General features: G+C 52.7%; 16 protein-coding genes. 8 read left to right on the plus strand and 8 right to left on the minus strand.

Annotation, left to right across the window (positions count from 1 at the left end; genetic code table 11):
- The first annotated feature begins 40 nt into the window (after positions 1-40).
- The 8 genes from D4L85_RS03915 to D4L85_RS03950 all read left to right on the plus strand — a co-directional run bounded on the left by D4L85_RS03915 (position 41) and on the right by D4L85_RS03950 (position 7,629).
- Complete coding sequence (locus D4L85_RS03915; RefSeq protein WP_119753086.1) at positions 41-1,300, plus strand: dihydroorotase; 1,260 nt, start codon at positions 41-43, stop codon at positions 1,298-1,300.
- A gap of 8 nt (positions 1,301-1,308) precedes the next feature.
- Positions 1,309-1,842, plus strand: coding sequence for a DUF4199 domain-containing protein (locus tag D4L85_RS03920; protein ID WP_119753087.1), 534 nt, complete (start codon positions 1,309-1,311; stop codon positions 1,840-1,842).
- Complete coding sequence (locus D4L85_RS03925; RefSeq protein WP_119753088.1) at positions 1,839-2,375, plus strand: DUF4199 domain-containing protein; 537 nt, start codon at positions 1,839-1,841, stop codon at positions 2,373-2,375. The genes D4L85_RS03920 and D4L85_RS03925 overlap by 4 nt, the downstream gene beginning before the upstream one ends.
- Before the next feature lie 8 nt (positions 2,376-2,383).
- Positions 2,384-3,376, plus strand: a complete 993-nt coding sequence (locus D4L85_RS03930) for a glycosyltransferase family 2 protein (RefSeq protein WP_119753089.1) — start codon at positions 2,384-2,386, stop codon at positions 3,374-3,376.
- Positions 3,377-3,430: 54 nt separating this feature from the next.
- Complete coding sequence (locus D4L85_RS03935) at positions 3,431-4,402, plus strand: glycosyltransferase family 2 protein (RefSeq protein ID WP_119753090.1); 972 nt, start codon at positions 3,431-3,433, stop codon at positions 4,400-4,402.
- Positions 4,403-4,488: 86 nt separating this feature from the next.
- A complete protein-coding gene (locus tag D4L85_RS03940) occupies positions 4,489-5,712 on the plus strand; it encodes an OmpA family protein (protein WP_119753091.1) in 1,224 nt (407 codons plus the stop codon).
- Between the two features lie 110 nt (positions 5,713-5,822).
- Positions 5,823-6,599, plus strand: coding sequence for a hypothetical protein (locus tag D4L85_RS03945; RefSeq protein ID WP_119753092.1), 777 nt, complete (start codon positions 5,823-5,825; stop codon positions 6,597-6,599).
- A 22-nt stretch (positions 6,600-6,621) separates the two neighbouring features.
- Positions 6,622-7,629, plus strand: a complete 1,008-nt coding sequence (locus tag D4L85_RS03950) for a tetratricopeptide repeat protein (RefSeq protein ID WP_119753093.1) — start codon at positions 6,622-6,624, stop codon at positions 7,627-7,629.
- Here the strand turns inward: D4L85_RS03950 and D4L85_RS03955 are convergent, their stop codons facing one another.
- From D4L85_RS03955 to D4L85_RS03990, 8 genes are all read right to left on the minus strand, one after another.
- A complete protein-coding gene (locus D4L85_RS03955; protein WP_119753094.1) occupies positions 7,630-7,914 on the minus strand; it encodes a GNAT family N-acetyltransferase in 285 nt (94 codons plus the stop codon). It lies immediately after the preceding gene.
- A gap of 4 nt (positions 7,915-7,918) precedes the next feature.
- Entirely contained in the window at positions 7,919-9,049 is a 1,131-nt protein-coding gene (locus D4L85_RS03960) for an MFS transporter (RefSeq protein ID WP_160143529.1), read from the minus strand.
- Between the two features lie 130 nt (positions 9,050-9,179).
- On the minus strand, positions 9,180-10,313 hold the full coding sequence (locus tag D4L85_RS03965; RefSeq protein WP_119753096.1) for a DUF4249 domain-containing protein: 1,134 nt from the start codon (positions 10,311-10,313) through the stop codon (positions 9,180-9,182).
- Positions 10,314-10,341: 28 nt separating this feature from the next.
- The gene (locus tag D4L85_RS03970) at positions 10,342-12,747 is read right to left on the minus strand and encodes a hypothetical protein (protein WP_119753097.1); all 2,406 of its coding nucleotides are present in this window, start codon (positions 12,745-12,747) and stop codon (positions 10,342-10,344) included.
- Between the two features lie 21 nt (positions 12,748-12,768).
- A complete protein-coding gene (locus D4L85_RS03975) occupies positions 12,769-13,902 on the minus strand; it encodes a DUF4249 domain-containing protein (protein WP_119753098.1) in 1,134 nt (377 codons plus the stop codon).
- Positions 13,903-14,024: 122 nt separating this feature from the next.
- Positions 14,025-15,182, minus strand: a complete 1,158-nt coding sequence (locus D4L85_RS03980; RefSeq protein ID WP_119753099.1) for a DUF4249 domain-containing protein — start codon at positions 15,180-15,182, stop codon at positions 14,025-14,027.
- A gap of 1 nt (position 15,183) precedes the next feature.
- Complete coding sequence (locus D4L85_RS03985) at positions 15,184-17,955, minus strand: TonB-dependent receptor (protein WP_119753100.1); 2,772 nt, start codon at positions 17,953-17,955, stop codon at positions 15,184-15,186.
- Positions 17,956-17,957: 2 nt separating this feature from the next.
- The gene (locus tag D4L85_RS03990; RefSeq protein ID WP_119753101.1) at positions 17,958-18,686 is read right to left on the minus strand and encodes a hypothetical protein; all 729 of its coding nucleotides are present in this window, start codon (positions 18,684-18,686) and stop codon (positions 17,958-17,960) included.
- Positions 18,687-18,957 lie beyond the last annotated feature (271 nt).

The raw sequence follows: 18,957 nt of genomic DNA on the forward strand, positions 1-18,957 counted from the left end.
CGCTTCTCTTGCGGAGGCAACCCCGTGAAAAATAGTAAGCATGAAGATACTGATACAACACGCTGAAATTCTCGACCCCTCGTCCTCCTTCCATCAAAAAGAAAAAAATGTATTGATCAACAACGGTCGCATCATCGAGATCGGTGATAAGAACTATACGGCCGATAAAGTGATCAAGGCAGAGGGCATGAAACTTTCGGCGGGCTGGTTTGACCTGGGCACCTTTGCCGGCGACCCGGGACTGGAACACAAAGAAGACCTGGAGTCGGTGACGCGCGCCGCGGCGGCCGGCGGATTTACGGGCATCGCCCTGTTGCCCAACACCGTACCATGCGTGCAAACCAAGAACGAGATCAGCTACCTCGTGAAGGGCAACGACAGCCAACTGGTGCAGATCCATCCCCTGGCAGCCGTCACCAAAAACAACAAAGGCGAGGAGTTGACGGAAATGATCGACTTGCACGAAGCGGGTGCAGCCGCCTTCACCGACGGTCTGAAATCCATCTGGCACACCGACATCCTGCTGAAATCGCTGCAATACACCCAGAAATTCAACGGCCTCATCATCGACCATCCCGAAGACATTTGGTTGAACCTGTTTGGCCAGATGCACGAAGGGGTCAACAGCACCATGCTGGGGCTGAAAGGCATGCCGCGCATTGCCGAAGACATTGCCGTGGGTCGCAATCTGGAGCTGCTGGCCTATGCCGGCGGGCGCCTGCACATGGCCAAGATCTCGACTGGCAAATCGGCCGACATGATCCGCGCCGCCAAAAAGAAACTGAACGTCACGTGCGACGTGGCCATCTATCAGCCCCTGCTGGACGACAGCCGCCTGTCGGATTTCGATACCCACTACAAAGTGAACCCACCTCTTCGCGAGAAGGCCGACAACGACGCGCTCATCAAGGCCCTGAAAGACGGCACCATCGACGTGCTTTGCTCGGGCCACACCCCGCACGAAGAGGAAAGCAAAAGCCTGGAATTTGACCTGGCCGATTTTGGTATGATCAACCTGCAGACGTTTGCCATGCACCTGGGTGTGCTGGCCGAACCGGTGGGTTGGGATGCGCTCATCGAAAAAGTGACGGTGAACCCCCGCAAGCTCCTGGGTCTGGAGATCCCAAAAATTGAGGTGGAGGAAAAGGCCAACCTCACGCTCTTCGACCCGGAGCGCACATGGCTCTTCGACGAAAAAGCCAATTTGTCGCGTTCGAAGAACTCGCCCTGGCTCAACCAGCAGATCAAAGGAAAAGCGATCGCGGTCTTCAACAACGGACGGCATAAAATAGAGGACTAAAAACGCAAATGACTTCAAGATTACTCCGCATTTCCGCGCGGTGGGGCGCAGTGGCCGGTGTGCTGGCGTTTATCATGCTGGTGATGATGTATTACATGGGCCGGCACCCGCTGATGATCTCGCCTTTTCTGGATTTCCGGATTTTATTGTTCGGCGTCTTTGTTTACTTTTCATTGAAGGAATTCAGAGACTACGACCAGGGTGGCGTTTTATACTTCTGGCAGGCTTCCCTGGGCGGCACCACCGTCGTCGTGATCATGACCTTGGTCACCTCCGCGTTGCTGCTCATTTTCGGTTCCTGGGAAAAAGGCTTTGTCCCCGGCTACGTCACGGAAATGACGGCCTATTTGAAAGGGTTTCCAAAAGAAGAGATCGACCGCATCGGGAAAAAAATTTATGAAAGTAATTTAAACACACTCCCAACGACTAACATCTGGCAACTGACGCAGACATACATCCTACAGGGATTGATCATCGGCTTTTTTGTTAACATTATCGTATCGGTAATATTGAGACGACAACCTAAAAACCAATCTATATGACTGAAACTACAGAAACCCAGGACCTCACTACGCGATCAACCGGTATCCGTTATGGCGTTATCTACGGTGTGATCGGCATCGTATATTTCCTCATTTTCAATCTTGCCGATCTTGACATGTCGAAGGGCATTGGCAAATACGGAACCTGGCTTATCGGCTTTGTCATTGTCTTTCTGGCGCACAAATATTTCAAGGAAAATGGCAACGGCTTCATGTCGTATGGCCAGGGGGTCGGCATTTCCTTTTGGATCGGTTTGATCTGCTCGGTGCTGTCGTCCGTATTTACGTTCATCTATATTAAATTTGTGGATTCCGGTTTTATCACCAAAATGCGCGAAACCGCCATCGCGGATATGGAAGCCAAAGGCCAATCGGAAGAACAAATTGAAATGGCCATGAAATTTGTTGACATGTTTATGAGCCCCGGCGCCATGCTGGCTTTCGGAATTATTTTTGGAATCATCGGGACGATCATTGTCGGTCTTCTCGTTTCCATCGTCACACAAAAACCGCGGCCTGAACCCGCTATTTAATTTACGAAATGAATCTTGACATCTCAGTTGTTGTTCCCGCAAAGGACGAAGAAGAATCGATACCGGAACTGTGTCAGTGGATAAGCCGTGTGATGGAAGCACACGGCTTTTCCTATGAAGTGATCTTTATCGACGACGGCAGCACGGACAACACCTGGCAGCAGATCACGGCCATCCACGAAGCCAACCCCAACATCAAGGGCATCCGCTTCAACCGGAACTTTGGTAAATCGGCCGCGCTGCAAACGGGCTTCCGCGCCGCGCACGGAAAAGTGGTCATCACGATGGACTCCGACCTGCAGGACAGCCCGGACGAAATCCCCGCGTTATACAAAATGGTTACGGAAGATGGTTTTCAACTCGTGTCGGGCTGGAAGAAAAAACGCCATGACCCGATCTCGAAGACCGTTCCTTCCAAATTTTTCAACTATGTGACCCGCAAACTGTCGGGCATACCCTTGCACGACTTCAATTGCGGACTCAAGGCCTATCAATCGCGCGTGGTGAAGAACATCACCGTGTATGGCGAGATGCACCGCTACATTCCCGTGATCGCCAAGTGGGCAGGCTTCACCAAGATTACCGAGAAGGTGGTGGAACACCGCGAGCGCAAATTTGGCGTGACCAAGTTCGGGTTGGAGCGCTTTATCAACGGGTTTCTCGACCTGATCTCCATCACCTTTGTGAGCCGCTTCCGGCAAAAGCCAATGCACTTCTTCGGCACGTGGGGAACACTGTCGTTCCTGGTGGGCTTTCTGTTTACGTGCAAGCTTTTCTACGATAAGATGGACGCCATCTTTATCTCCCGAATCCCGGTGAAGCGTGACATCACCGCGCAGCCCATTTTCTATTTGGCGTTGGTGGCATTGGTCATTGGCGTGCAGCTTTTTGTGACGGGCTTCCTGGCGGAGATGTTTGCCATGCAGTCGCTTTCCAGACGCGACTACCTGATCATTGAGAAGGTGGGGTTGCCAGAGCCTCAGATGAAGCTCCAGGACTAGCGGATCCCGCTGACCGGTCTGTGCTTCTTCGATTAGTTCTGCTTATTTTGCCGCATGGCGACACCGCGCTACTCCATCATCATTCCCGTTTATAATCGTCCGCAGGAAGTAGACGAGCTTTTGGCCAGTCTCGTGTTGCAGACGGTGAAAGACTTTGAGGTGATCATTGTAGAAGACGGTTCGACCGTGCGCTGTGATAGCGTCGTTGATCTTTACCGCGACAAATTTTCCATTCACTACTTCTTCAAACCCAACTCGGGGCCTGGACCGAGTCGTAATTTTGGCTATGCGCAGGCGCGGGGTGATTTTTTTATCGTCTTCGATTCCGACTGTATCATTCCGCCGGGCTACCTGGCTTCGGTTGAGCGTTCCTTTCAGGAAAACGGGTGGGACGCCTGGGGCGGTCCCGACCGGGCCCATGAGAATTTTACACCGGTGCAGCGCGCGATGGGCTACACGATGGCTTCCGTGCTCACCACGGGGGGGATCCGCGGCGGGAAGCAACAGGCGGCGAGGTTTCAGCCGAGGAGTTTCAACATGGGGATCTCGCGCAACGTGTTCACACAAACCGGGGGATTTAAACTGGACCGTTTTGCGGAAGATATCGAGTTCAGCATTCGCATGCGCACCATGGGCTTCAAGGTGGGACTCATTCCAGAGGCGTTTGTGTATCACAAACGGCGCACCACGTTCCGCCAGTTCTATCAGCAGGTATCCAACTTTGGCAAAGGCCGCATTCAGATTGGCCGGGTACATTCCGGGGCTGTGAAGCTCGCCCATTGGTTCCCGGCACTTTTCTTACTGGGCTCGGTGTCTTTGCTTGTTCTCCCGTTCATCAGCATGGCACTGTTCCGGATCGCCGTTGGCTTTTTCCTGGTCTATTTGCTGGCCATCTTCATCGACTCGTTCCGGCAGGGTAAAGACCTCACCGTAGCCTTCTTGTCGGTGCCTGCCGCACTCCTTCAGCTGTGGGGCTATGGGATCGGTTTTTTGAAAGAAAAGTTTAGAAATCATACACCCGGGTAAACCAATAAATATTGCGATTAGCTTGATTAGACTAAAAAATTAGATATTTTTAGAGAATATTCGCCCAAATCTACGCTAGTCCTTACATGAAGAACATAACCAGAAGTGCCCTCTTTTTCGGGCTATTGTGCCTATCCTCTCCGTTGTTCTCACAGGATTCTAAAGAGCTTGCTCCCGGCTATTATGTGGTGATCAACGCCTACGCGCCGTCGCGCGAGAACGTGGCGCAAAACTATGTCGAGGTCCTGAGAATAAAGGGGACCGATGCGCACTACGGATTCAATTCCGGTCGCGGATTTTTCTTTGTTTACCTGAAATATTTTGAGAGCCTGAGGGAGTCACTGCAATACATGACAAACGTGCGCAACACCCCCGAGTTCAAAGATGCCTGGGTGCGTGTAGTGCCCGGCGATATCACGCCACACAACGCCGCCGTGCCCAACGCACCGGCTCCTGAAATGCCCGCGCCTCCTCAAACGACGGCGGTGGCAACCACATCACAAGCCACGCAAGCCGCGCCCGCAGCAGAGACGACCACAACGACTGAACCCGAGATCACCGACAATCCCGAGATCGTGCAACACAAGGTCATGACCTTGGGCAACACCGAGGTTTTCCTCAGTCTCTATAATGCGCGCAACAATCGCATCGTGAGTGGCGATGTGCAGGTGGTCGACACGGACCGTTCGCGGCTCATCACCAGTGTGAAAGGAAATGAGTACCTGGTGCTGCCCGATCCAAAAAGCAAGTCGGGGCAACTCACGCTGGTGTGCGAAGCTTTCGGTTACCGGAAGATCCAACAGGAGATCAACTATCCGTTGCCCCTGGCCGACACGGTGAAAAACTACATCGAACTGATGGGTACTACGCTGGTGATCGACTTCGACCTGGTGCGCTATCACAAGGGCGACATCGCCACTTTGTATAACGTTTACTTCTACAACGATGCGGCACTGATGCTGCCCGAGTCTAACTATGAGCTCAGCAGTTTGCTGCAGCTCATGGAAGAAAATCCCAAATACAAGATCCGCCTTCACGGCCACAGCAATGGCAACTACCATGGCAAGATCCTGACGGTGGGTCCCGAAAAGAAATTCTTCACACTGGACGGTGCCCACGAAGGTTCGGGCTCGGCCAAAGATCTTTCGTACAAACGCGCCGAGGTCATCAAAGACTACCTGGTCAGCAAAGGCATCGACCCGATGCGCATGGAAATAAAAGCCTGGGGCGGGAAGCGTCCTATCTATGACAAGAACAGCGTGAACGCCAAGAAGAACGTTCGCGTGGAGGTGGAAATGCTGGACGAATAAGAAACTTTTCTCGATTGGAGCCCCGCTAGAAGCCCTGTTAGGGCTTTTGGCATTTATGGACAATTTTTATTTTGAAATGTATTTTATTTGCTCCCCCGAGCCACGCCACTATGACGAAAGTATTGAAGAGCTTTTTCCTGATCATCAACTACAAGACGTTGATCATTACGACCCTATCGGTCATTTCCACGTATGTTTGTTTTCACTATGGGCTCATCGCCAAGTTCCCCGACATGTTGGTGGGCGTGGCCATCGTGTTCCCCGTGGTGTTCTCGATTGGGTCGGCGTATAATCGCAGGGAAGTGGCGCTCCAACGCTTCTCCGATTTCAAAGGTCATGCCATCGCCCTCTACTACGCTTCGCGCGACTGGACTACCGACAAGGACAACGAATTGCCCGAGCAAACCCGCGAGATCGTCACCGAGATGATCCGCCTCATGCGCACCATGTTTACGTCATCGCACCGGCGCGACTGGGAAGAGAACGAGCAGAAGATCTTTCAGTATTTCTCGCGCCTCTCGGCCCTCACCATCTCCTATAAACACTATGGCATCCCCAGCGGCGAGTTTTCGCGGCTGAGCCAATACGTGAGCAAGATGATCATTGCGTTCGACAACCTGAAGATCATTCACGTGTACCGCACGCCCATCACGCTACGGGCCTACAGCAAAGTGTTCATCTATGTCTTCCCGATCATCTACGGTCCTTACTTTGCCAGCACGTTCAAAGATTTTTCCTCATCGCTGGAATATGTCATGCCCGTCCTGTACAGCTTCATCCTGGTGAGCCTCGACAACATCCAGGACCACCTCGAACATCCCTTCGACGAATTGGGCGAAGACGACATCCGCATCGACGAGCGCGAGGTGATCCGTCACATGGAGTGAAAATTCTGCGTACCTTGAAGGTATGAACGACGGCACCTCTCGCGGCCCGGACCCGAAAAAAGCCCGCCTCTATTTCCTGCTGGGATGTACGGGGCTTTTTTGCATGGCGCTGCTGTGGTCGGTAGACCGCTCGCTGGTGGCGATCTCGCTGGGCTTTGCCGCGATATGCTTTCTTCTGGCATTCAATAGCCGGCCTGCGTCAACGACGCGACGCGAGGGCCCGGTCTTTCAAAAACAAAGGGACTATACGCCCGCTACCTTCCTCTCGGTGTTGTTCGGGCGATTGCTGAAAGGACAGCAGACTCCCCATCAACCGGCCAATCCACAGCGCCGAAGCGCAGCGGTGGTGATCATCTTTGTTGTTTTTGTGTTCACCATCATCCTGGTGGTCACCCTGTCGTCCTTGTTTTCGGATGATAGTCCAATGGAGGCGTATGGCTATTTTCAAACGGCCGATAATCAATATTACAATCAGCAATACGATTCAGCGCGGATGAACTACCGGCGGGCGTGGCAAGTGAATCCAAAATATGCGGAGGCGTATCTTGGCTATGGACGAACGCTGTTCATGCAAAGCCAGTCCGACTCGGCCATCATCGTGTTCGATCAGGCGCTGGCCATCGACCCCGATTTAAAAGAAGCTTCCTATGGTAAGGCCGAGGTGTTCGCCGATCAAAAAAAATATGACGAAGCCATCGCCATCCTAAGCCAGCTTGTTGCGGACTATCCGGACTACGAAGATGCCCGGCAGGCGCTGGGGGATTGTTACTATACGCAAAAGAAATTTGACGAAGCGTTGCCGTTCTATGAAAGCGTGTATGCCAATGCAAATTCGCGAAGTCATATCCTTTGTTATATCATGGCCTATATCTACGACACAAAGGGCAACACGCAGAAGGCCATACCGCTCTACCAGGAAGCCCTTCAATACGACAGTACCGTGGTGGACATCTACCATCGTCTCGGCGAACTCCTGCCCGGAGAAGACGGCAACGTCTATCGCACGAAAGCCGTCACACTGAACCGCTGATCATTTATCGAGCACGTCCTGGTATTCCGTCACGCGATCGAACACCGACTTGGCAAAGGGGCAAAGGGGAAATATTTTCAGATTATGCTTACGGGCATGGTCGACAGCCGCGGCGACCAATTGCTTGCCGGCATTCTTCCCGCGCAAGGCGTCAGAGACTTCTGTATGATTGATGATGATGCGGGTGTCACCTGCTTTGGTAAAGATCATTTCGGCCAGGCGCTTGCCGTTTTCCTCTACATAAAAATATCCCCGTGTGCCCGATTCTTCCAATTTTATATCCATGTGTTTATTTTGATTTGTATCGAATTCCCAAAACTGTCATCACGATAAAAAGTGCAGCCACCACCGTCAGGGCCACGCGCAGGGTGTGGGCGTCGGCGATGAAGCCGATCACGGGTGGGCCAATGAGAAATCCGGAGTACCCCACCGTGGTGACCATCGCCAGCGCCACGCTCGAGGGAAGCTCGCGTGTGTTGCCGGCGATGCTGTAGGCGATGGGCACGATGGTGGAAAGGCCCAGGCCTACAAGAAAAAATCCGGCAATGGAAACATAGGGCAAGGGAATCACCAGTGCCAGTGAAAGACCGGCGAAGGCGAGTATGCCGCCGAGGATGATCATCGTTCGATCGCCAAAGGTTGCCCGTGCCCCGTCTCCAAAGAATCGTCCCAAGGTCATGGCCGTGGCAAATGCCGAAAGGGCGATCGGTGCCAGCGCCTTGGTGGAACGCGCGATGTTCTCCATAAAGTTCACGGTCCATTCCGACATGGCCCCCTCTCCCATCATACAACAAAATGCGATGACGCCCACGCTGATCAGGGATGCATTGGGAAGCCGGAACAAGGGTCCATCGGTATGTGCGCCGGGGTCGGGCTTATCGTGTATCAGATTTCTGCTGGCCCAGGCGACCGCCGCGAGCGAAACGCCGGCCACGATCAGGAAATGTGATTCCAGGTCGACCCTGATGTCGGTAAACAACGCAGCTGACCATGCGCCCAACATCATGCCCAGGCTGAAGAAGGCATGGAAAGATGTCATGATGGGGCGTTTGTATTCCCGCTCCACCATCACGGCCTGCGCGTTTATGGCCACGTCGTACATGCCCGTGATCACGCCGATGCAAAAGTAGAGTGCCACCAGCGCGGCAAAATTTGGCATGAGGGGGATCAACGGTACAACGGCGGAATAAAGGATCGCCGTGAGCAACGAGATGCTGCGGCTACCGTTTTTGATAATCACCCACCCGGCAAACGGCATGGCCGCAACGGCTCCGATAGACAAGGAGAACAACACCAAACCAATGTCGCCATTGTCGGCCCCATAAAGTTCCTGTATGCGCGGCAGCCGCGCCACCCAATTGGCCAGGATAAATCCGTTGACAAAGAAAGTTATTTTTACAGCGATTCGATGGCGCAGCACGAAGTTGATGTTTTGATATTTCAGTTACTGCTAAGGTATGATTTTCCCGCAAAGGCTTGGAGTGAAATCTATTTACGGGGAAATGTTTTAGGACGGGCGCTCGCCGAATCGTGCGCGCACCAAGCTTAGCCTACCAAAAATCAGGCTTTTGCGTCACACCGCCCGACTCGCGACAGTCCATGCAGATCGCGGTCGTGGATACATAACCCTCCGGTAAACCCATCCCATAGGGATACACGAGAAGTGTGTTGTCGGATAATGTTCTGACAATCGACATGCGAATGGAATCCGGGGGACAAAAGTAATGGGGATATATGCGAATAGCGTCGGGCAGCTCAGCGTGGCGGATGAAGATCCGCTCCTGCTTCTCTTCCCCCGCACTGAAGAAACCCAGAACGGGTTCCTCCGAATCGCTCGTGCTATGAACGTTGCCCACTACTTGCGACGGCAGGGGATCAAAAAGCCCGCCCAGGCTCTCCGTTGTTTTTCGAAGCTGCGTCCAAAAGACATACGCCTCTTTGGAAATCGCGCGCTGCCGCACCAGTACGCTGTAGCGAACGGAAAGTTGTATGCTACCCGCAGGAAGAACGATCAATGGAAAATTGCGAATGGCATCGGTGGAAAGATTTTCGGATGACGTTACAAAAATACTGGTCGAAGGCTGTGTCGTCCAGCATTGTTCCAGCTGCTCGTCGGGCATTAACGGCCGGGGTTCGTGTCCCTTCATGATATAGCCCGCCGGAACCGGCGCGTGATGTTCGTAGGTTTCAATATAGTCCCAGTAGTAGTATCTGGTTTGACCTGTGGCATCGTGGGCATTCACATAGACGGTCAGGTCCTGATCGCCGGCACGCCAAGCCACACTGTCGATGTCGGGTGTTTTGATCACGGCAACGTAGTCGGAAAAATATTCCTTTCCGCCAGACGTCTTGATGTGGAGGCGGTATGGCTTGGCTGCATTCACGTTCAATCCGGTCGCGGTATAGTAGCCGTCTTGCGTGTCATTCAGGATCAACGACGCTCCGTCCTGCTCCTCCAGGGCTACTGTAGCATTCCGTTCCGGTGGTGGGATGCCTGCGCTGTCCAGGGCTATCGCGTGTGAAAGGCGGACGGCAATAGAAGAAGAGGTGTAGCTTAGAAAACCATCGACCACCAGGATGTCGACATTACGCTTCACGTCCGGCGGCGAATAAGGATCCAGGCACCCGAAAAAAATAAGCGCGGGCAACAGCAAGATCAGATTATGTTTTCTTATTGAGGTCATCTACAGGAGAACACTCACACACCTTGCATCAATGATCAAATTGTTTCACCTGGAATGGATATACCGCCGACCCGGAAAGTCCATCTGCGGTCATGCCACGGATCACGATGTTATAGTCGCCGGCCACATCGGACGTATAAAACTCAAGATGCTGCTTGCCATCTTTGGTCACTACCTGTGGCGCCCAGAACAGCACGTTGCGTTGGTCGGGCCAGCGGCTTTCGCGTTGTTTTGGTGTGTCGTAGGGTGGTGAATAGAATTCGCGTTGAAGTTGCAGTCCTTCATAGTTGACTACAAGGCTGCGCGGATCCAGCACAAAACCGGCCAGGTCGCCGGTGTAGGTGGTGTAGCTCACGAGCCCGGTCATGGAGACGTTACCCAGGTAGTAGCGGTGTGTGAAGACGTCGAGTTTTTTCACTTTTAATGGATCGAATTCCATGATCTTGTCGATGTTGAACACCGGCACGCCGTCGAGCAACACCATCGGGTCTTCGGTGAATACGCTTTTGTGGGCATCGTTGAGGTTCATAAAATGAAAACCATCCCTGCGCTTGCGCACCAACACGCCGGGCACATATTCGCGCATCACCTCCTCCATCACGGTGAAACGGGTGTAGTCGTCGAGGAGGTAGGAGGCGTCGGGTTTGCCATAGAAATTGGAACTGTCTTTCACGGCATTAGCGATAGGCGCACGGTCCTGGTAGAATATATCCTGGACCTGCATGCTCATGTTGCGGGAGAGCAATCGTTTCTCCAGTGCAGACGAAAAAGTGAACGGCGCGAATTTGAGCGGCGCAAATTTATCCGAGAAGGGATTATCAATGGTCATGCGACCAACACTCGTGCTGTCTTTTTCCGTATTGGTTTGAACGATGATCTTTTTGGGGCCGATAAAATCCCTCACTTCATAATACACCTCGCCCTTGTTGTTGCTCACCGATGTGTAGAGCTGAATCTTTCGGCTGGGTGACGATAAGAAAGTAGTGACACCGCGCGCGATGCCCCCCGCCGGATCAAATACATGGCCCGTGATGAGGTGCCCCCGATACTCGGGAACGAACGTGAGCGCCGGCGCTGTGCCCAATACCTCATTCCAATTGAACCGCCGCCAGCCATGGGTGAGCATTAAATTGTCGGCCGCGAGTGCATCGGTGCCTTCCATGTAGTATTCCGGCGATTCCACAGTTCCTTTCAGATCGGAAGAAAGCCAGAGGAAGGGGTAAATGTCTTGTTGGAGTGGCCCTTGCAACGAGTCCGTTTTATATACGGCCACCGAGAGATTCGACGTTACCGGTTGATGTTGCGCATTTTGTGCCGTGAGGTCGACGGAGACTTTGCGCCGGATGCCAAATTGGGCTTGACTTATTTCTGCGCCTAGTGTGAGTTTTTTATCGGGTTGCGTAAAATATAAACGCTCGCATTGCGGGTGGAGATCGCTATCGATCAGCGTAATGTGCGAAATGCCCGGCAGCAGACTCTTCTTGGCGAGGGCGATGGTGGCCTGGCCGTGTTGCAGAAAATTAAGCGATGCCGTGGACACAACGTTGCGAGCGTGGACAAACAAATACACCACCGGTGCCGATGACGCAACACCCTTCTGGATTATTTTTATCGACAACAGGTCGTTGGTGCTGTCCTTCACCTGCAACGCATAGCCGGCTTCCAAGGCTGCGGGAAGCTTTGCGGTGTTCTTTCTCCCCTGATCGTCGGTGATCACTGCGCGGTATTCCATCCCCGGAAGGGGTGTGAAGGAAAAATTCCCAATGCCAAATTTATGAGGCTCAAAACGTGCGACCGTATCGTTCTGCTGATTCAACACGGCGCCTTTGCCCATCATTCCTTTACCGGTTTTATCGGTGATGCGGAAAGCCACCTTGCCTGGAACGCCATTCACCAGGTTGCCACCTTCCGGAAAAAACTGAATGTCGTGCGCAGCGGCTGTGGGTTTATCGAGGTCCAGCTTGCGGAAGGTATTGACGATGGTGATGGGTGTGTGAAAATAAAATTCGGGTGCAAAGTTTTTCATCCAATGGGTGTATACACGCACCACATAATTTCCCGAGGTGATCGATGCGGGCAAAAACACTGATCCATTTCCCACACCGTGCTGCAAGGCCACCTTGGTCTGCACCACGGCCTGCTTGTCTTTGTCGATCACTTCGAGATAAGCCACTTTACTAATGTCCGAAGGCGTGTGCCGCGCACCCTCGACGAGGTAGAGTTTGAACCACATCGTCTCGCCGGTCAGGTAGAGCGATTGGTCCAGGTGGGCATATAGTTTTTCCTGCAGGTGATTGATGCGATAGCGGTCGAATTTCCGTTGGAGCGAATCCAGGCCTGCCTGTTGCGCCGAAGCCATCGATGCCAGCAAGGCCATCGTCGCTGCCAGGGCGAGGCGTGTGTGGAAAAACGAGATGATCTTTTTTACATTCATTAAAGTTGCTGCATTTCTTTGTTACCAAAAATCAGGCTTCTGCGTTACACCGCCCTTGACCCGACAATCCATACAATCAATCGTCGACGATACATAGCCGAGGGTGACCGGAACGCCATAGGGATAGACAAGAAAAGTGTGGTCTGAAAGGGTTTTGACTACCGACATCTCAATGGAATCCAAGGGACAAAAAGGAAGCGGCATCCTCCGGATATTGTCGGGGAGATCGCGGTTTTTGATGAAGATCCTTTGTTGCTTTTCTTCTCCTGCGCTAAAGAAGCCCAATACGGCCTCGTTGGCATTGGTGGCGCTGTGAACATTACCCACCACCTCCGAGGGCATGGGGTCGAACAGCCCACCCAGGCTTTCCGTTGTTTTTTGAAGTTGGGCCCAAAACGTGTAGGCCTCTTTGGAGATCGTGCGTTGGGTCACCAGCAGACTGTAGCGTCTGGAAATTTTGCTGCTGCCGGCGGGTATAACGACCAACGGGAAATCACGGATGAGGTCGACAGAAAGACGTTCCGAAGACGTCACCAGGATGGTCGTCGACGGATTCGTTTTCCAGCAGATGTCCACCCGTTCTTCACTGGGTATGTAGGTGGGCTCTCCGTTTCTCATTTCATAGCCGGCGGGATAGGGTGCGGAATATTCGTAGGTCTCAACATAATTCCAGAGATAGTATTTTGATTTTCCCGTGTCGTCATGGGTATTTGCATACAGCGTGACATCCTTGTCGCTCGGCCGCCAGGTCACGCTATCGATGTCGGGCGTTTTGAGCACATCGACGTAGTCGGAGAAATATTCTTTACCACTATGGGTCTGGATGTGTACACGATATTTTTTTGATGCATCAATGGTCAATCCTGTAGCGGTATAGTTGCCATCGGTGTCACCGGATAGTGTTACAGAACCGCCGTCGCTTTCTTCAAGTCTGACGTTGGCATTTTGCTCGGCGGGAGGAACACTGCTGTCGTCCAGCGCCACCGCATGCGAGAGTCGCACCGACACGGAGGAAGATGTCACGCTCAGAAAACCATCTACCACCAGGAGGTCGACATTGTCGGTCGTGGCCGGCGGTGAATAGGGATCAAGGCAGCTGGAAAACAAAAAGGCAGCCAGCGCGTAGAGTAAGCTATGTTTTTTTGTAAAGGTCATACTTTAAAGTTCAAACCGATCTGCTTCAATAGTCCGTGGCAAAAGTTTCTCCATCCTGGGACCGGTGTGGCGTATCATTATTTTTTCTCGTATCATTCTTCTTTCTTCAGTCTGTTTCATACTCAATCCCAGAAGTCCGGTCGTTTCGTCACGCCGCCCTGCACGCGACAATCCATGCAAATGGGCGAGGCCGTGGTGTAGCCTCCCGCGGTTCCCGGGCCATTGCCTCCCACTGGATAGATTAGAAAACTCTTGTCGGGAAGCGCTTCTACTATCTCGAGCAGCAGCGTATCGATCTCACAACCCGGTGGCTTGGGGGTCACGAGTTGTATTTCGTCCGGCAATTCGTCGTGCTTGATGAAGATCCGTTTTTCCTTCAACTCTCCCACCGCGAAATATCCCAACACGGGCTCTTTGGCATCGCGTACGTTGTGCACATTGCCTACCACCTGCGACGGCATGGGATCAAAAAGACCGCCGATATTTTCAGTGGTGTTTTTCAACTGTTGCCAAAAAGCATAATTCTTTTCCGACACCGCCTTTAACTTCACGAGGATGCTGTAACGGATCGAAAGTTTAATGGAGCGTACCGGCATAAACACCAGCGGATAGTCGAGCATGGCATCGACGCTCAGATTTTTGGTCGAATGCAAAAGAATAGACGTCGCCGGCTTTGTGGCCCAGCAACGATTCACATATTCATCTTCGTGCAATTGCGCGACCTCTTTGTTTCGGATTTGATATCCAGGCGCGTATGCCGACCGGTATTCATACGTCTCAGCATAGTCCCATAGGTAGTAGCGGGCGTTCCCTGTGTCGTCATGCGTGCTGGCGTATACCGTGGTGCCTGCGGCCGTGCCGTGCCAGGTGACGCTATCGATGTCGGGTGTTCGATAGACATTTTCATAGTCCGACAGGTATTCACTGCCTCGTTGGGTCGTGATGTGCAGGCGATAAGTTTTATTGGGATTGATGGTCAGATCGTTTGCGATGTAGGAGCCGGCGATGGTGTCGGCTGTCAACGTGATCGTGGGGCCGTCGCTTTCTTCGATGGTCACTTTAGCATGCTCTTCCGGACTGGGCGTTTCCGTGGAGGCCAGCGCCACGGCGCGCGTCAAATGCACCGATGCCGAGGAGTGTCCCTGATCGAGAAATCCCTCCACCACCAAAATATCAACAGACGTGCTGCCATCCGGCGGCGCATAGGGCTCCAGGCATCCCGACATGATCATTGTCATGCAGGTGTAGTAGAAGAGGCCATATGGTTTGCCGGGGTGCATTTTAGAATTTGAAGTTATACGTCACGGTGGGTATCGGCTGAGCGAACACGGAAAGCTTGTATCCTTTCACCTGGCCATTCTCCGAACGGAAGAACACCGAGTAAGCATTCGCCCGTCCCGTCAGGTTATACACGGCAAACGTCCACGAACTGTGGGCCAGCTTTTTGATCTTGTGGTTGCCTTCGATGTTGATGGAGATGTCGGTGCGGAAATAGTCGGGGATGCGGTATTGGTTTCGGTCGGAGTAGTAAAGCCGGTAATTGCCGCCCAACTCATACTTGGCCAGCGGCAAGGTGATGGGCCGGCCCGTGCTGTAGGTCATGTTGAGCGAAAAATTGAAGCGGCGGCTGAATTTGTAGTTCCCCACAAAGTTCACCGCATGCGGCTTGTCGTAGTTGCTGGGATAATAACTGCCCTTGTTGACAACCTCCGAGGCATAGGGGCTCACCGTTTGCAGGAACGAGCGGGAATAGGTGTAGCTCAACCAGCCGTTCAACTTGCCGGCGGCGCGCTTCAACATAAACTCTACCCCATAGGCCTTGCCGCGCGAATCGACCACATCCGTTTCGATGTGCTTGTTCAACAACAACACGGCGCCGCCTTTAAAGTCGAGTGCATTCTGCGTGGTCTTGTAATAGGCTTCCAACGAAATCTCCAACGAATGCTTGCGGGTGTTCTTATAGAACCCGACCGACACCTGGTCGCCCACTTGTGGTTTGATATAGGCATCGCTGAGCTTCCAAATGTCGGTGGGCGTCATGGCCGTGGTGTTGGATAGCATTTGAATGTATTGCCGCATCCGGTTATAGCTAAACTTCACCGACGCATTTTGAGACAAGCTGTAGCGGATCGAAAACCGCGGCTCTGCCCCGCCGTAGGAAGCGATGGATTTGCCACTGCCATAATACAGGCTGTCCGTGATCGAGGTCTCCGTACGCGGCACACCGTTGGCGTATTGGTATACATTGCGCGGCCCCAGGTATTCATAGAACGAATAGCGAACCCCTCCATAGATGGAGAGCCTGGGAGATACTTCGAAATTGTCGCCGATATACACCGCGTTTTCCTGGCCTTGCTCGTGTTGCAGGGCCATGGTTTTCTGCGTCGACTCCTCGCCTTTCGGTGCAATGTGACCCGGCTGCAACGCATAACGGACCACGCTCACGCCCGCATTTATGGTGTGCTTGGCGTTGAGAAAATAGCTGAAGTCCACTTTGCCATTGATCTGTTGGATGGAGAAATTCATATCGAACGCCTCCACCGGGTTCAGGTCGCTGCTCATGGTGTAGCTGTATTTGCTGATCCCTCCCGTGGCCACGGCATAGAGTCTGTTATTAAAAATATGCTTCCACTTGATCGACGCGTTGCGGTCGCTGTAGGCATAGGAGGTGTCGGTATTCAACTTGAACTTGTCGTGGCTCATGTAGCCCGAAAGGTAAAGGTTGTTCCGGTCGTTGATCTTGTGGCTGACGTTGAGGTTCACATCATAGAACGACGCCTGGCTGTTCTTTAAACGTTCGTTTTTCAATTGACGCAAGATCCAGTCGGAATAGGTTGAGCGGGCGCCGATCAGGAACGAGGTTTTTTCTTTGATCAGGGGCCCCTCGAGTGTTAGCCGCCCGGTGATGGGGCTGATGCCGCCGGAGCCTTGAAATTTCTTCAGGTTACCCTCCCGCGAAGTAACGTCCAACACCGACGACAATCGTCCGCCGTATTCGGCGGTGATGCCGCTTTTGTAGAGCTCCACATTTTTGAGTACATCTGGATTGAAGGTGGAGAAAAATCCAAAAAGGTGCGACGGGTTGTAGACCACGGCATCGTTGAACAGGATCAGGTTTTGATTGGCCGCGCCACCGCGCACGTTCAGTCCCACCGTGCCTTCGCCCACGCTCTGCACACCCGGCAGGGCCAGCACCACCTTCATGATGTCGGTCTCACCCAGGGCCAACGGCATATTTTTCATCGTCTTGATGTCGAGCTTCTCCATCCCCATCTGCATGCCCATCACACGCACGTCCTTGTCGGATTCCACCACCACTTCTTTCAGTGGGGTAACATCCGGATCCAGTTCGATCTCCAGCTTGCCATCGGCATAGAGCATGATCTGGCGCACGGTGCTTTTCATACTGATGCTTTTGATCTTCAGTTCGTGGCGTCCTTTGGGCAAGGTGATGGCGTAGTATCCAAACTGATCGGTGATCACACCGATCAACGGTTTCTCTATATACACTGTGGCTCCTACGAGCGGCTCGCCATTCGTTACATCGCGCACGTGGCCGGCCATGGTGGCATTGCCCTGCAGGTTGCTGGTCTTGGGGCCAATGGCGTAGAGCTTGCTCTCCACCAGTTTCTTCTCCTTTTCCCGTTTTTCGTAAGCCGTGTAGTCAAATCCCGAAGCCAGGGTCTGCTGCGATGGCGCAACACCGGTATCGAAAAAGTCTACCGGCAAGTCGCTCATAATGTCGCGGCCTTCCGTGACAAAGATGTTCCTTTGAGCATCCACGGCGAAGTGCAGTTGCGTGCCGGCCAGCGCCTGTCCCAACACGGCGTTCACGTTTTGATTTTGGACCGACAGGGTGATCTTCAGGCTATCCGTAGTCCGTGGATTATAATAGAAGTGATAATCCGTCTGCGTTTCGATCGCGTCAACGAGTTGTTTGAACGGCGCACCGCTCAGCTCTACTGTGATGAGGCCCCGCTGTTGACCGTTGACAACCTGAATCAGGGTCAGCATGGCTATCCCACAAATAATAAACTTGTAAAGTGTCTTCATGCTCAGTTTTTAGGCGCGTCATAGAACTCTGCCGCCCGCACCACGGCCTTCTCACGATCTTTCTTGAAGCGAATTTTACTTTTGTTGAGAAAAGATTTTACCTCCGATTTCCGGTCCTTCAACACGTCCAGCACCGATCCCTTTTTCTTTACCGGGTAGAACACACCGTCTTTTACAATATAGAGGTGGTTCTTTTCTTCGAAGCGCGCGACGATCACTTGCGACTCTATGGATTCCTGGAGATCTTTTTCGCGCTTCACATATACCTTGGTGGGGCCGTCATACAATCGGTCATAAAACCCGGTGGCGATACCGTTGGTCTTTGTGCCATAGAGGTGCACAAAGGTGTGGCCGGAAACCGAGAAGTGATCCACCTTGTCGGTGATCAGTTGGATCTTCGCACCATTGAACATGTGTTCGGTGACCACCTGGTCGACGCGGATGTCGTATTCCAGGGGAACATTCTCATACAACTCGCCGTCGTAGAGCACGTCGCCCATGAGCCAATCGTCGGAAAAGAAAAAGGGAAACTCGTCGTTTCGCGAAGCATATTCCGTGTATTCTACGCCATTGAAGAGGCGCGCTTGTCCTTGTATGTAGTGTGCGTAAACTTGCTTGGCACGTGTGTCGGCCAGGGCAACAAAAGCGGTGTCAGCCTTAAGCTGTGCCGCGCAGTGTATGCTGCAGAAGAGAGACAGGCCGAAGCCTGCTAGGCATAGGAGACGGGTCATTTTCCAGTAGAGCGTAGGTAACAGGTTTCTAAAAATACTTTTAATACCGAAAAGTACCATACCGTTAAAGTAAATTATACAATCGTTTGAATACACGAGCGGGCGTTAGGGCTGCGACGAACGCCACGATTTACGAGACGAAACCGAAAAGAATTATGAGGTTGGGCCGGGCGGTCAAAGGAGGGGCTCCAGGCGTTACCGTAAAACAAAAACGTCCGGCCCCGTGAGGGACCGAACGTTTTTCATTGCCTTTTCGCAGGGCAGGTTGTGT

The sequence above is a fragment of the Chryseolinea soli genome (assembly GCF_003589925.1).
GTDB classification, from domain to species: Bacteria; Bacteroidota; Bacteroidia; order Cytophagales; family Cyclobacteriaceae; genus Chryseolinea; species Chryseolinea soli.

What these genes read in the sequence shown, in the direction of transcription:
- D4L85_RS03915 (WP_119753086.1), top strand. Translation starts at nt 41, where the DNA reads ATGAAGATACTGATACAACACGCTGAAATTCTCGACCCCTCGTCCTCC.
- D4L85_RS03920 (WP_119753087.1), top strand. Translation starts at nt 1,309, where the DNA reads ATGACTTCAAGATTACTCCGCATTTCCGCGCGGTGGGGCGCAGTGGCC.
- D4L85_RS03925 (WP_119753088.1), top strand. Translation starts at nt 1,839, where the DNA reads ATGACTGAAACTACAGAAACCCAGGACCTCACTACGCGATCAACCGGT.
- D4L85_RS03930 (WP_119753089.1), top strand. Translation starts at nt 2,384, where the DNA reads ATGAATCTTGACATCTCAGTTGTTGTTCCCGCAAAGGACGAAGAAGAA.
- D4L85_RS03935 (WP_119753090.1), top strand. Translation starts at nt 3,431, where the DNA reads ATGGCGACACCGCGCTACTCCATCATCATTCCCGTTTATAATCGTCCG.
- D4L85_RS03940 (WP_119753091.1), top strand. Translation starts at nt 4,489, where the DNA reads ATGAAGAACATAACCAGAAGTGCCCTCTTTTTCGGGCTATTGTGCCTA.
- D4L85_RS03945 (WP_119753092.1), top strand. Translation starts at nt 5,823, where the DNA reads ATGACGAAAGTATTGAAGAGCTTTTTCCTGATCATCAACTACAAGACG.
- D4L85_RS03950 (WP_119753093.1), top strand. Translation starts at nt 6,622, where the DNA reads ATGAACGACGGCACCTCTCGCGGCCCGGACCCGAAAAAAGCCCGCCTC.
- D4L85_RS03955 (WP_119753094.1), bottom strand. Translation starts at nt 7,914, where the DNA reads ATGGATATAAAATTGGAAGAATCGGGCACACGGGGATATTTTTATGTA.
- D4L85_RS03965 (WP_119753096.1), bottom strand. Translation starts at nt 10,313, where the DNA reads ATGACCTCAATAAGAAAACATAATCTGATCTTGCTGTTGCCCGCGCTT.
- D4L85_RS03970 (WP_119753097.1), bottom strand. Translation starts at nt 12,747, where the DNA reads ATGAATGTAAAAAAGATCATCTCGTTTTTCCACACACGCCTCGCCCTG.
- D4L85_RS03975 (WP_119753098.1), bottom strand. Translation starts at nt 13,902, where the DNA reads ATGACCTTTACAAAAAAACATAGCTTACTCTACGCGCTGGCTGCCTTT.
- D4L85_RS03980 (WP_119753099.1), bottom strand. Translation starts at nt 15,182, where the DNA reads ATGCACCCCGGCAAACCATATGGCCTCTTCTACTACACCTGCATGACA.
- D4L85_RS03985 (WP_119753100.1), bottom strand. Translation starts at nt 17,955, where the DNA reads ATGAAGACACTTTACAAGTTTATTATTTGTGGGATAGCCATGCTGACC.
- D4L85_RS03990 (WP_119753101.1), bottom strand. Translation starts at nt 18,686, where the DNA reads ATGACCCGTCTCCTATGCCTAGCAGGCTTCGGCCTGTCTCTCTTCTGC.